General features: G+C 70.6%; 11 protein-coding genes and 1 tRNA gene. All 12 read right to left on the bottom strand.

Annotation, left to right across the window (positions count from 1 at the left end):
• Nucleotides 1-197: 197 nt before the first annotated feature.
• The 12 genes from VAB18032_RS16825 to VAB18032_RS33360 all read right to left on the bottom strand — a co-directional run bounded on the left by VAB18032_RS16825 (nucleotide 198) and on the right by VAB18032_RS33360 (nucleotide 12,431).
• Entirely contained in the window at nucleotides 198-1,487 is a 1,290-nt protein-coding gene (locus VAB18032_RS16825) for an MFS transporter (protein ID WP_013734070.1), read from the bottom strand.
• 229 nt (nucleotides 1,488-1,716) lie between these two features.
• Nucleotides 1,717-2,427: a deoxyribose-phosphate aldolase gene (gene deoC / locus VAB18032_RS16830; protein WP_013734071.1), complete on the bottom strand. Its 711-nt coding sequence runs from the start codon at nucleotides 2,425-2,427 to the stop codon at nucleotides 1,717-1,719.
• Between the two features lie 132 nt (nucleotides 2,428-2,559).
• Nucleotides 2,560-3,609, bottom strand: coding sequence for a zinc-dependent alcohol dehydrogenase (locus VAB18032_RS16835; RefSeq protein ID WP_013734072.1), 1,050 nt, complete (start codon nucleotides 3,607-3,609; stop codon nucleotides 2,560-2,562).
• A 26-nt stretch (nucleotides 3,610-3,635) separates the two neighbouring features.
• The gene (locus VAB18032_RS16840) at nucleotides 3,636-5,120 is read right to left on the bottom strand and encodes a xylulokinase (protein ID WP_013734073.1); all 1,485 of its coding nucleotides are present in this window, start codon (nucleotides 5,118-5,120) and stop codon (nucleotides 3,636-3,638) included.
• Nucleotides 5,117-5,941: a carbohydrate ABC transporter permease gene (locus VAB18032_RS16845; RefSeq protein WP_148272293.1), complete on the bottom strand. Its 825-nt coding sequence runs from the start codon at nucleotides 5,939-5,941 to the stop codon at nucleotides 5,117-5,119. Before VAB18032_RS16845 ends, VAB18032_RS16840 begins: the two co-directional genes overlap by 4 nt.
• Nucleotides 5,941-6,909: a carbohydrate ABC transporter permease gene (locus VAB18032_RS16850; RefSeq protein ID WP_148272294.1), complete on the bottom strand. Its 969-nt coding sequence runs from the start codon at nucleotides 6,907-6,909 to the stop codon at nucleotides 5,941-5,943. Before VAB18032_RS16850 ends, VAB18032_RS16845 begins: the two co-directional genes overlap by 1 nt.
• 55 nt (nucleotides 6,910-6,964) lie before the next feature.
• Nucleotides 6,965-8,341, bottom strand: a complete 1,377-nt coding sequence (locus tag VAB18032_RS16855; protein ID WP_013734076.1) for an ABC transporter substrate-binding protein — start codon at nucleotides 8,339-8,341, stop codon at nucleotides 6,965-6,967.
• 105 nt (nucleotides 8,342-8,446) lie between these two features.
• Nucleotides 8,447-9,229 (bottom strand): GntR family transcriptional regulator, encoded by a 783-nt coding sequence (locus VAB18032_RS16860; RefSeq protein WP_013734077.1) that lies wholly within the window; start codon nucleotides 9,227-9,229, stop codon nucleotides 8,447-8,449.
• A 181-nt stretch (nucleotides 9,230-9,410) separates the two neighbouring features.
• Complete coding sequence (locus tag VAB18032_RS16865; RefSeq protein WP_013734078.1) at nucleotides 9,411-11,687, bottom strand: hypothetical protein; 2,277 nt, start codon at nucleotides 11,685-11,687, stop codon at nucleotides 9,411-9,413.
• Nucleotide 11,688: 1 nt separating this feature from the next.
• A tRNA-Ala gene (locus VAB18032_RS31810) sits at nucleotides 11,689-11,761 on the bottom strand.
• Between the two features lie 51 nt (nucleotides 11,762-11,812).
• A complete protein-coding gene (locus VAB18032_RS16870) occupies nucleotides 11,813-12,118 on the bottom strand; it encodes a GNAT family N-acetyltransferase (RefSeq protein WP_013734079.1) in 306 nt (101 codons plus the stop codon).
• Entirely contained in the window at nucleotides 12,066-12,431 is a 366-nt protein-coding gene (locus VAB18032_RS33360; RefSeq protein WP_223165711.1) for a helix-turn-helix domain-containing protein, read from the bottom strand. The genes VAB18032_RS16870 and VAB18032_RS33360 overlap by 53 nt, the downstream gene beginning before the upstream one ends.
• Between the last annotated feature and the right edge of the window lie 393 nt (nucleotides 12,432-12,824).

Here is a 12,824-nt window from a genome sequence, read left to right on the forward strand (position 1 = left end):
CGGGCGGCGCGGGTCCTCGGCGTACCGTCGTGGTCACCGCGGGCGGGCGACCTCGAACCGTCCGCCCTCGCCGGCGCGGGCGCCTCGGGGGTGGTACTACACGCCGCCAACCCGACGCCTGCAGCCATGAGGGCAACAACGGCCACTAGGGCGCATCCACACGGACCCCGACCGGAATCGGTTCAGCCGATGCCGGCTCAGCTGCGGTGACCAGAACCTGCCGTCGGTGATGCTGGGGTGAGCCCTTCGTCCATCACCGGCAACTCGCGCGTTGCCCGCAGCGGCGACAGCAGTGCGGGCAGAAACGCGGCGGTCATCCCGGCCGCGCCGATCCAGAGCACTGCCGGCGCGCCGAGCAGACTACCGAGCAGGCCGCCGAGCAGGCCCGCGATCGGCATGCTGCCCCACTGGACGAAGCGAACGGTGGCGCTCATCCGGCCGAGCAGCCGGTCCGGCGTGACGTGCTGTTGCAGGCCCACCTGCGCGATCAGTCGGATCACGCCGCCCAGGGAGAGCAGGGCCAGACCGGCCACAGCGAGCCAGAGCAGCCAGCCGGGCCGCGCCGCCGGCATCAGGCCGGCGGCCGGCGCCGTACACAGCGGAGCCAGCCAGACGGCCGGGCCGGGACCGATCCGGGCGACCACGCGGCGGGCCAGCAGCGCGCCGGCGAACCCGCCGCAGGCCATCGCGGACAGCACCAGCCCGATACCGAAGGACCCCAGGCCCAGGTGCCGAGACAGAAACACCAGCAGCATCGTCTGGTAGGTGACGAGGAAGAGGCTGAAGATGCCGTCTGTGAACAGCGTCGGTCGCAGCAGCGGATGGCCGAGCACGAATCGCAGCCCTTCGGCGACCTCACGCGCCAGGTGCCGGCCGGCGGCAGCCGGTGGCTGCGGCTCCGGCGTACGGATGCGCAGCACTCCCAGCGCGGACAGCAGCATTCCGGCGGAACTCGCGACCAACGTCAACGGCGCGCCCAGCCAGGCGACCAGCGGCCCGGCCAGGCCAGGGCCGCTGATACTCACCGCAGAACGGGCTGCGGCGACCTTCGCGTTGCCCTCGACGAGGTGCTCGCGGCCAACCAGCGCCGGCAGGTAACTGGTGTAGCCGACTTCGAACAGCACGGTCAGGAGGCCGTGGGCAAGCGCGACCGCGAACAGCAGCCAGATCGTCAGCGTGTCCGTCCACCAGGCCAGCGGCACGAGCAGCAACAGCGCCGCTCGCACCAGATCCGTGTTGACCATGACCGGGCGCTTGCGCCAGCGGTCGATCCAGGCCCCTGCCGGCAGCCCTATCAGCAGTGATCCTGCCGTCGTCATCGCGGTCAGGACGCCGACCTCGAACTCATCCGCATCGAGCCAGACGATCGCCACCAGCGGCAGCGCGAGAAACACGAACCGGTCGGAGAGTTGACCGGCCACTGTCGCACCGAAGAAGCGGCGGAAGTCGGGCTCGCGGAGCAGACCGAAACGAGGCGATCGAGGCACGGTGTTTCCCCGGCTTTCTGGGGCGTTGCGTCGGCTCGATCACCACAGCCCCGACGCCAGATCCTATGCCTTGTGCCGGGAGGGTGAAGCCCGTGCAGATCCTCTGTTGCCAATGCCCTGGACAGAGAGCACCAGGACGCAACCCCGGGACGCCGGTCGCCGTTGCTGACGACGTCGGTGGACCCGACGACGCCCGGCAACCGACACCCCCGGGGTGCGGTCCACCCGGTCAGTAGCTGACCGTCTCCTCGTTGGCCGAGTCGGTCACGATCGCGATGCCGGCGCTGGTGCCGAGCAGTTCGGCACCGGCACGCAGGAGTCCGACGGCCTGGGGGTAGGACTTGATGCTGCCCGACGCCTTGACCCTGGTCCGGCCGCCGGCACGGTCCACCAGGTAGCCGATGCTGGCCGGGTTGGCGACCTCGATCGCACCGCTGCTCGCGTTCTTCAGGTACGCGGCACCGGCCTCGATGGACAGTTCGACGGCGGTCTCGCGCTCCGCCTCGGTGAGCAGCGGCAGTTCGAGCATCACCTTGATCGGGACGCCGGACGCGCGGACCACGCCGGCGATGTCCTCGCGGAACTCGTCGTACATGCCGCTCTTCAGCCAGCCGATCTGGACTCCGATGTCGATCTGCTGGGCACCGGCGCGCACCAGGCTCTCCGCCTCGTACGCCTTGCCGGCGCTGGTGGTGACCCCGACGGTCGGGAAGTCGAGCGCGGAGGCGACCTGGACGCCGCTGCCGCGCAGCACGTCGGCGACGACCGACACCCAGGAACCGGGCACCATCGCGGCGTTGAAGCCGTACTTCACGGCTTCCTCGGCGTGCTTGATCATGCGGTCCCGGGTGGTGCCGACCTCGATGAGTGTGTGCTGGATGTACGGCGCGAGGGCGGCCGGAGTCAGGTCGGCCGGCAGGGCCGTGGTGGCGGAAGTCATTGCGGAATCTCCTTCTGCGGGCGTGCGGCACCCTGCGGTCGGCGTGAGTTCGCCGGCAACCGCACGGATGGGGGTCGAACCGGGAGGGTGATGGAAAGGGAATTGCCGGAGCGGGAGGTGCGCCTGATCGGGTCAGGACCAGTCGATCAGCACCTTGCCGATGTGCCCGGCGTCAGCGGCGGCCAACGCTTCGGGAGCCCGGTGCGCGGGGAAGGGGTCGGTGATCAGGTGCTGCAGCGCGGGGAGGCTGCGGGCCGCCCGCAGGACCGCCGGGAACTCCGGCTGCGTGAAGACCCAACTGCCGATGACCCGCAGTTCCTTGCGAATCACGTCGACCCCCGGGTCGATCTCCATGCTGTTGTTGGCGCCGAGCAGGACGACGGTGCCGTGCGGCCGGGCCAGCTTCATCACCTGGGTCTGTGCGGCCGGGTTGGCGGAGCATTCGAAGATGACCTCGGGTCCGCGCCCCTCGGTCACGGCCGCGACGGCGGCGACCGGGTCCTGCGCGATCGGGTCGATGACCGTACCGGCGCCGAGGGTCTTGGCCAGGTCCCGCCGCCCCTCGATCGGATCGACGGCGAAGACCTCTGCTCCGGCGGCCGCCGCGAGGGCCACCACGCAGCAACCCACCGGCCCGAGGCCGAACACCGCCACCCGGTCACCCACCGCGACCCCGGACTTGCGGAACGCCGAGTACGCGGTGCCGAAGTTGCAGGCGATCAGGGCCGCCATGGCGTCGCTGACGTCGGCGGGTACGGGCAGGACTCCGGTGGCGGGCGCGGTGAGGTATTCGCCGTCCGCTCCGCTGCGGTGGTTGCCCAGGGTGCGCCGGTCGGCGCAGAACATCGGCTCACCGCTGAGGCAGAAGGTGCAGTCGCCGCAGCCCGAGTGCTGGTAGACGATGACCCGGGTGCCTTCGGCCGGTCCGTCGCCGCTGGCGGCGGCCTGGGCGATCACTCCCACCGCCTCGTGGCCGGGGACCGTGTGCAGCCGATGGCCGAGATCCTGCGCCGACTTACGGTAGTGCGGCAGGTCGCTGCCGCACACCGCGGACACGGTCACCCGGACCAGCACCTCGTCGTGGGCCGGCACCGGGCGCGGCACCTGGCGCACCTCCGAGTGGCGGTCACCGGTCAGCATCAACGCCCGCATCGACTCTTCGTCGGCAGGGTGGGCTTCCATTCTCGTGTTCTCCTTGCTCGTGCGCGTCACGCCGCGGCCAGGCTCGACAGGTCGAGGTACCGGCTGTACAGCGCGTCGTAAACAGGGGCGGTGGTGGGGTCGGGCCGGTGGCGTCGGGCAGCGCCGAGCAGCGGGCCGGCGGCGTGGGCGAGGTCGTCGTAGCGGTCGAGTCCCACCCAGGCCGACATGGCCGCGCCGCGCAGCGGCGCCGCCTGCGGGTCACCCGCCGGCACCTCGACGGCGGTGCCGGTGACGTCGGCCAGGATCTGGCAGAACACCGCGGACCGCGCGCCGCCGCCGATCGCGGTCAGCGTCGGCCCGGCCAGTGTCGGTGGCAGGTGCTGCAGCACGTCACGGACCTGCAGGGCGATGCCTTCCATGGCGGCACGGACGAGAGAACCGGGTCCGTGGGCGAAGTCGAGGCCGCTCATCCGGCCGTTCGCGGCCGTCCAGTGCGGGGTTCCGATGCCCGCCATGGTCGGTGCGAACAGCAGACCCCGGGCGCCGGGTTCGACCGCGTCGGCGTCGGCGGACATCCGCTCGTACGCGGCGTCGGCGTCGCCGTAGCGCAGCAGTGCTCGCAGCCAGCGGAGCACCGATCCGCAGGCGGGGATGGTCCCCTCGACCGACACGTGGCCTTCGACGACGTGCGCGGCGCGGACGAATCCCGCGACGTCGGGGGCGTCGCCGACGGCGGCCGGGAAGACCATCGTCGCCGAGGTGCCCAGGTTGACGGTGGCGGCACCGGCACGCACACCACCGCCTCCGGCCGCCGAGCACTGCTGGTCGCCGCCGCCGACGTGCACGGGCAGCCCGCCGGGCAGACCCGTGGCGTCGGCCACCTCGTCGAGAAGTCGACCGGCGACGTCGGTGCAGGCGCGCAGCGTGGGCAGCCGGTCCTCGCCGATGTCGAACGCGTCGAGCAGGTCGGTGCTCCAGCGCCCGGCGTGCAGGTCGAGCAGTCCGAACCAGGAGGCGCAGCTGCGGTCGACCTGCGGCGGGCCGCCGGCCAACCTGTGCAGCAGCCACTCCTGGACCCCGACGAAGTACGCGCAGTCGGCGTACGCCTGCGGGGTGTGGTGGCGCAGCCAGACCAGGGTGGCCAGGGCCGGCATGGTGCTCAACGGCATGCCGGAGATTCGGCTGTAGGTGTGTGCGTCCACCGACCGGCCCATGGCCGCCAGTTCGCTGTCACCGCGCTGGTCCATCCAGAGCACCAGTGGGGTGACCGGTCGCAGGTCCTTGTCGAGTCCGGCGACGGAGGCCCGCTGGGTGGCCAGGGTGAGCGCGACGATGCGATGCCCGGCCTGTGCGGCGAGGACCTGGATGTCCCGGAGCAGTCGTACGGTCACCTCCCACATCGCCGACAGTGACTGCTCGGCGTGACCCGGGTGGGGATGGTCGATGACCAGTTCGTGGCTACGCTGCGCGTGCACCTCGCCCTGATCGTCGACCAGGGCGCAGCGGATGCCGGTGGTGCCGGCGTCCACGACGCACACGACGTCGGTCATCCCTTCACCGCCCCGAAGCTCATGCCGGTGACCAGTTGCTTCTGCGCGAGGAAGAGCACGACGGCGACGGGAAGCACGGCCAGGGTTCCGGCGGCCATCATCGGGCCGACCGCCACCGACTGGAACTGCATGAACCCCAGCATCGCCACCGAGACGGTCTTCGCTTCACCGCTGGCCAGCGTGAGGGCGAAGACGAACTCGTTCCAGGAGAAGATGAAGTTCAGCACGGCCGCAGCGGCCACACCGTTGCGGACCATCGGCCACGCCACGCTCATGAACTTCTTCGTCTCCGAGCAGCCGTCGAGGTCGGCGGCCTCGAAGACCGCGGCCGGCAGGTCCGCGAAGAAGCTGCGCAGCAGGAAGAAGGTCACCGCGAGGTTGACCACCGTGTGCATCACGGTCAGCGCCCACACCGTGTCGATGCCGCCGATCTGGCGGAACAGGACGAAGTACGGGATGACCACGACGACCGCCGGGAGCATCCGGGTGGACAGCACCCAGAACTCGAAGTCCGACCGCCCCTTGAACTGCATCCGGGCGCAGGCGTACGCGGCGGGTGTGGCGGCGGCGATGGCGATCGCGGAGGACACCACCGCGACGAGAATCGACCGCCCGATCGCCCCCATGAACTCGGCATCGCCGAACAGGTCGACGAAGTTGAACACGTACAGCGGGGCGAGCCAGTCCGGCGCACCGCCGCGGATGTCGCTGGGCGCGGCGAAGCCGACGCGGAGCATGAAGGCGAACGGCAGGATCGACCAGCAGATGAGGGCCCAGATCGCCGCGGTCCGCAGCACCCGCCCTTTTCGAGTCTCGTGCACTAGTGCTCCAACCGTTGCAGCGCGGGTGCGGCGAACCGTTTCCCGACGATGAACAGGACGACGAGCAGCAACAGGCCGAGCGCGGACGCCTCACCGATGTGCAGGTCGTTGAAGGCGGTCCGGTAGATGCGTACGACGAGGGTTTCCGTCGCCGCGCCCGGTCCTCCCCCGGTGATGATCCAGATGGAGTCGAAGGTGCGGACCGCGTCGATCGCGCGGATCGTGACCACGAAGGCCACAAGTGGCTTGAGCATCGGCAGCGCGATACGGACCAGCCGTTGCAGGGCGCTCGCGCCGTCGAGTGCGGCCGCTTCGAACGTCTCGTCCGGCAGGGATTTCAGGCCGGCGAGCATGACCAGGGTGATGAACGGCGCCCACTGCCAGATGTCGACCACCACGAGGGCGACCACGGCCAGCATGGGTTCCGACGTCCAGCCCGGTGTGGGGAGTCCGACGGCGGCCAGGGCGGCGTTGATCTGTCCGCCGTCCGGGTTGAGCATCAGCCGCCAGGACAGGTACGCCGCGACCGGGGTGGCGCCGAACGGCAACACGAGCAGGGCCAGGTAGAGGCGGCTGCCGCGCAGCGGTCGCCACAGCAGTGCGGCGGCGAGCGTGCCCAGGGCGAACTCGGCGACCACGGCGACCAGGACCATGCCGACGGTGAGCAGCAGCGCCCGGAGCAGGCCCGGTTCCCCAATGGTGTTGGCGAAGTTGGTCAGCCCGGCGAAGCCCTGCTCGTCGGGACGGGTGAGGTTGTTGTGCCGCAGCGAGTTGACCAGCACCGACACGAACGGGTAGACCGTGAACGCCAGCAGCAGCACGGTCATCGGGGCGAGCATGCCGATGAGGAACAGTCTTCTGCTGCGCCTGTCGTCCGGTCGGGGCGTACGCCCGGTGGTGCCCGGCGGTGCCGCCGGCGGGGAGCCGGCGGCCTGCCGCGACAGCACAGCTGTTCGGTCTGCGGACATCACAACCTCGTTCGGCGTGGACGACGCCGGCCGGTCGGGCCGGCGAAACGGGGACTCATCGGCCCGCTCGGGCCATCGCGGCAGCCGCGTCGGCCATGGCACGCTTCGGGTCCTTGCCGTCCACCAGCACCTTGATCAGTTCGAGGGAGAGGGCGTCGGCCTCGCTCGGGAAGGTGGGCCGGGCGTACGGGACCCGGTCCGGCTGTACGGCCTGGAGGTTGGCGACGATCTCGGTCGACATGTCGCCGGGGTAGAAGGAGAGGAAGTCGTCGTTCGACCACACCGACTCGCGGGCCGACGGGCTGCCCGACTCGGCGCTGACCGAGGTGGCGGTCTCCTTGCTCATCGCCCACGCGTAGAAGAGGGCGGCCTGCTCCTTCTTGCGGGACGCCTTGGGGATGCCGGCCATCCAGTACCAGTAGTTCGGGGCGGCCTTGGCGGTGGCGCTGTCGGGCCACCGGGACACGGCGATCTGGTCGGTGTGCTTGCTGCTGTTCTTGTCGAGTACGACCGACAGCAGGCCGCTGGCGTCGGTGTAGAGGGCCGCCCGGCCCTCGTTGACGCTGCCGGTGGCCTCCAGCCAGCTCATGTTGGACGCGCCCTTGGGGCCGTACTTGGTGAGCAACTGCTGCACGTACAGCTCGGTGGCGGCGACCGCCTCGGGGCTGTCCACCGTCGGGGTGTTGCCGTTGTAGAACTCGCCGCCCTGGGTGAGGAAGAAGTTCGTCCAGGTCCACACGATGTCGAGTCCGCGGCGGCCCCGGCCGGCGAAGGGGCGTTCCATGGCGGCGGAGAGTTTGGCGCTGGCGTCGACCAGGCTCTCCTGGGTGGGGAATGCGGTGACGCCGGCCTGGGCCGCGAGGTCCTTGCGGTAGATGACCACACCGGCCTCCGCGGACAGCGGCAGCGCCATCAGCTCGCCGTTGAGGCTGCTGGCCTTGCGGGCCGGCGCGAAGAAGTCGTTGGTGTCGAACCAGTCGGCGTTGACCAGGCCACTGCCGCCGAAGTAGCTGTCCAGCGGTTCCAGCCATCCGGCGTTCATGTACTGCCCGGCCTGCAGGTTGCCGACCATCAGCGCGTCGTACGTGGTGGCGCCGGAGGAGAGTGCCACCAGGGCCTGCTGGTAGTAGCTGTCCTCGGACAAGGTGTTGGCCTTGATCTTCATCCCGGTCAGTGCCTCGAATTCCGGGAATCGCTTGCTGACCGCGGAGGTCCACCAGTGCTCGCAGAGCAGGAGGTTGAGGGTCTCGCCCTTGAAGCGGTCCCATTGCATGCCGGACGCGCCGAGTGTCGGGGTGCCTGTGGTGGCGCTCGGGGTGCCTGTGTCGCCCTCGCGGGAGGCGCAGGCACCGAGGGCCAGCGCGCCGCCGACGCCGAGGGCGCTGGTCAACAAGCCACGGCGGGACAGCCTGAATGAAGCCTCGTGTCGCATGATGTCTCCTGTTGGCAGCACGTATCGACGGCGGTGGTCGGCCACCGTCGGTACGCGTGGGGGTGGGGGGGTGTGGAGCGGGAGGGGAAGGTGGCAGGCGGGGGCCTACCGCTTGATCCAGGAGGAGATTCGTACGCGGTCTCCGCGTACCCACACGTCGGAGTATTCGACGGAGTTCCCGTTGGCCTGGTACGAGATCTGTTCGAGGTAGAGGAGGGGCACGCCGGGGCGCAGCGACATCGCGGCACTGACGTCGTCGTCGGGGAGGATGGCGGAGAAGGTCCGCCGGACGGATTCGACGGTCACGCCGTAGTCGTGTTCGAGCACGCCGAACAGCGACCGGTCCTGTAGGACCTGCGGGGACAGATCCGGGCACAGGACGGTGGGTAGGTAGTTGTCCAGCAGGTAGACCACCTCACCGGCGACCGATCGGGTCCGCCGGATGGCCAGCACGCTGAGGTCGTCAGCGGGCAGGCCGAGGTGGGCGGCGATGTGGCTCGGCGCCTGGATGACCCGGGCGGACAGCACCTGGGTCTGGTACTCCACGCCCTCCCGGTCCAGGCTCTGCGCCGTGGAGATCAGCTCCTGGGCGAACTCCTGCTCCAGCATCTGTCCGCGTACGAAGGTGCCCTTGCCGCGGGTCTGCTTGAGCAGGCCGGCTTCGATCAGGGTCCGGATCGCCCGACGGACGGTGCCCCGCGAGACGTTCAGCGCGCCCGCCAGCTCCGGCTCCGCCGGCAACTTCAGATGCTCCGGCCACTCGCCCGACTCGATGCGCTGCCGCATCAGCTGCGAGATCTGCTCGTGCAGGGCCTCGGCCTCGGCCGCGGAGACCTCTCGGGTGAGCGCCCTGATCGCGGCAGGGGTGAGTTCCTGAGCCGTGGCCACCGCCCACTCCTCGCTTGTCCAGTGATGTCTTCGTTGGTCTGTAGACATCACTGAACATAGGCGCGGGTCTGGTGATGGTCAAGGGGCTGACCTGGTGAAACTTGGCGGCGTAGCCGGTGGCGGTAGGCAAATGCGACGGATCAGGCCAATAACCACGGACACCATCACGCGGTGGCTGCGGTTACCCGACCTCGAGAGACGGGTCCAGCATCCAGTGCGCTCGTGTGGTCCAGCCGAGCAGTCGTCGGCCCGTACCGGCCCGACCGTCCTGATCGAACGTCCCGCCGCCGACGATGTGCCCGAGCCCGATCACGGCCGGCGCGAGCCGGGTCCGTACGTGGTCGGGCTGGGCGGCCAGTCGCTGCGCGGCGTGGGACAGGAAGGCCGTCTGCTCCTCACCCGTCGACAGCGACAGGAAGAACACCATCTGCCGCCACGCGTACGCGGTGTTCTTGACGGTGCCCAGCGGCCGAGGGTTGTGGTGAAGGCGTGCGGTCAGCCGCAGCACGGTGTCCAGGCACTGCTTCGCGAGGTCGATCGCGGGCAGGTCGATGCCGAGTTCGACGATCGTGGCCAGGTTGTGTGTGGTCAGGATCTGCGCCTGTTCGATGATCGTCCCGTTGGCCGCCACCTGAAACCACGACCGCCTGCGGGAGGCACCGGCCCGGTCGCGGCAGAGTTCGTCGAAGGTGTTCGAGGTCCGGGCACGCCGGATCAGCCGCCGACGAGTGTCGTCGATCGCGGCGATCGCCGGGTAGTCGATGTCGTAGTACCGCGCGTACAGGCTGCCCGCGAGCCGCCGGCCGGCGAGCGTGGCGGCCTGGAGGAACTTGGCCGAGAACGTGCCCATGAAGATGTCGGCGGCGAGTTCCTCGACCCACGGCAGCGGCAGGCTCGCCTGCGTCGACAGCGTCGACAGCTCCTTGACAAGCGGGTTGGGCAGCACCGTGGCCGGGAATCCGGTCACCGCCGCCGACCCCAGTCGGGCCAGGGTGCGACGGGCCTGATCACGGGTGTCGCTGGTGTCGATCCGGGCCGACACCACCGCCCGCACCCACGGCAGTTCGGCCAGGCGTACCTGATGCTCCAGGTTCAGCAGCAACAGCGAACGGCGAGCGCGGAAGGCCCGGTAGGTGGCGTCCATCAGAATGCGCAGGGCCGGATCGGGGTACGCCGAAGCCGCGGTCGCCGCCGCCAACCGCGGGGTGAGCCGGGCCAACTCCTCCGCCGAGGCGATCACGCCACGGGCGATCAACTGCTCCAGGGTTGCGGCGGTCGCGCGGGCCACCACCCGCGCGACCGGCGCCGGTGCCGGCCAGCCCGCCACCACACCCGCCAGGTGGGATTCGTCGGCGTCGACCGGGCGCAGCACGTGGTCGACGTCGTGAATCCCGACGTCCTGCGGCAGAGCGGCCAGCCGGGCGGCCACCAGCTGCGCGAGCTGGTGATGGCGGGGCAGCGCCGCCTCGCGGGCCTGCTGCTCACGCAACGCCGTGTGCTCGGGGCTGCCCGGACGGCCGCGCTTGCGCAGCATCGCCTCCACCACGCTCTGGACCAGGCCACGCTCGCGCGGCGTCAGCTGGGCTCCGGCCACCCGTCGTTCCAGCGCGGTGCGCAGCACACCGATGCTGCCCTTGCGGTGGCGATGCCTGCCGCAGCGCGGATGCGCGGCGGCGAGGTGCCGGTAGCGGGCCAGCAGCTGGGCGGCGCGCGGCAGCCAGTCGTCCGGCGTCACCGCGTCGACCCGGCCGTCGACGACGGTCTCGCACCACCGCGTCAGCAACTCGTCGGCGAACGGGTTCCACACCGTCAGCGCCTCGCGCATCGTCTCGATCTGCGCGTTCGGTTGCCGCTGCTCCAGCAGCCGGCGCACCTCGCCGGCCGTCTGCCGGTAGACGACGTCCGGGTCGACGGCAGGCTGATCGTTCGGGCCCGGGGTGAACCGCAGCCGGTCGGCGTACGGTGCGATCTCCTCCAGCAGGTTCACGGCGGCGTCGCGCTCGCCGGCGCGCAGCAACCACGCCACCACCGGCAGCGCCGCCTCCTCCGCGTACTCCACCCGGTAGCGGCCGCTGTCGAGCAGCTCCCCCAGTTCCACCAGGCCTGCGTCGGTCAGCCAGGACCAGAACAGGACCCGACGCTCGGCCGGCAGGCCGAGGCGCCGGGCCCGGTCGGTCTCGTCCGGGCGCAGCGCGCCGCCGGCGGCCGGCGTCCCGGTCGCGAAGCCGCCGTGGATGACCTCCGGCGTCACCCACACCGGCAGGTCCCGCACCGGGGTACGCGAACCGATGTCCAGCGTCCCTGCGGCCATCCCGTCCACGACCTGCTGCCAGCGGCGTACCCGCCGTTCCGCCCGCTGCCGGGTGGCCGGATCCTCGTGCGTCCCGGCGGTGGTCAGGGCACGTGCGAGCTGGCCCAGGGGAAAGCCCACGCCGACGCGGATGTCGTTGTCGCTCACGCCAGCGTGGCGGGCCCCGCCCCCGCGCCCTCCGGGAGGCAAGCCCGGTGCTCTGCTCACTGAGCTACACGCTGATGCCGCGACACTCTACGGAGTTCACCGCCGCGTCCGCACCCGAGATCTGTTCAGTCGCTGACTCTGCTGCGGGCCTGGTACAGCAGGTCCTGGTACTCGGGGTGGCGGTCGATCCACCCCGCGATGAACGGACAGGTGGCCAGAACCCGCAGGTTCGCGGCACGCGCCTCGTTCAGGGCCGCGCGGGCCAGGGCCGCCCCGACTCCCCTGCCCTCGTACTTCGGCGACACCTCGGTGTGGACGAACGCGACGAGTTCCGCGGTACGGATGTACTCCGCGATGCCCGCGACCTCGGACTCTCCATCAAGCCGGGCCTCGTACCGCTTGGCCTCGGGAACGTCCGTCACTACGACCATCACGGTTCCTCCTGTTGTCTTCCGAGCGAGTTGTCTTCCGGGCGAGCCTCGGCGCGAATGTCCATGATGGTGGCCGCGGCCCCTGATCGCCATGTTCACAGCCAGTCGTGTTCGCGGGCGTAGCGCGCCGCTTCGTGTCGGGTCCGGGTCGGGTCTTGCGCATGGCGTTGGAGAGATAGTTGCGTACGGTGCCCGGTGCGAGGTGCAGCCGCGCGGCGATGTCGGTGAGCGAGTAGCCCTCGCCGGTGACTTGCAGCACGTCGGCTTCGCGGTCGGTGAGCGGGTTGTCCTCGGTGACGGCGCGTGCGGACACGTCCGGGTCGATCTAGCGTCTGCCCGCGTGCAGGGCGGCGATGACGGAGGTGATGTGGGCCGGCTCGGCGGAGCTTCAACGCCTTGCGCGGCACGCCCGGTCGGGCGTGCCGGGTCACCAGAAAGGCCGTGGTCACGGTCAGGGCGCACGGGTTGTCGCCGTACACGTAGGCGCCGTGCCCCGCTGCCGTCGACGCTCACCCGGACCAGCCGTCTACGCCCGGTTTCCTGCCGTCATGCCGGGCCGGACGACCGAGGAGTCCCCGGCTGGGACGATCAAGAGGGTAACGGGGGTGACCGCGACCGCGTCGTCCACGGCGACGTGGGACGTGTCGTAGGCGGCTGAGCGGGCGGCCTCGCGGTCGCCAGCGTTGTCCAGCGGTCCCAACGGCGG

The sequence above is a fragment of the Micromonospora maris AB-18-032 genome (assembly GCF_000204155.1).
Classification (GTDB): Bacteria; Actinomycetota; Actinomycetes; order Mycobacteriales; family Micromonosporaceae; genus Micromonospora; species Micromonospora gifhornensis.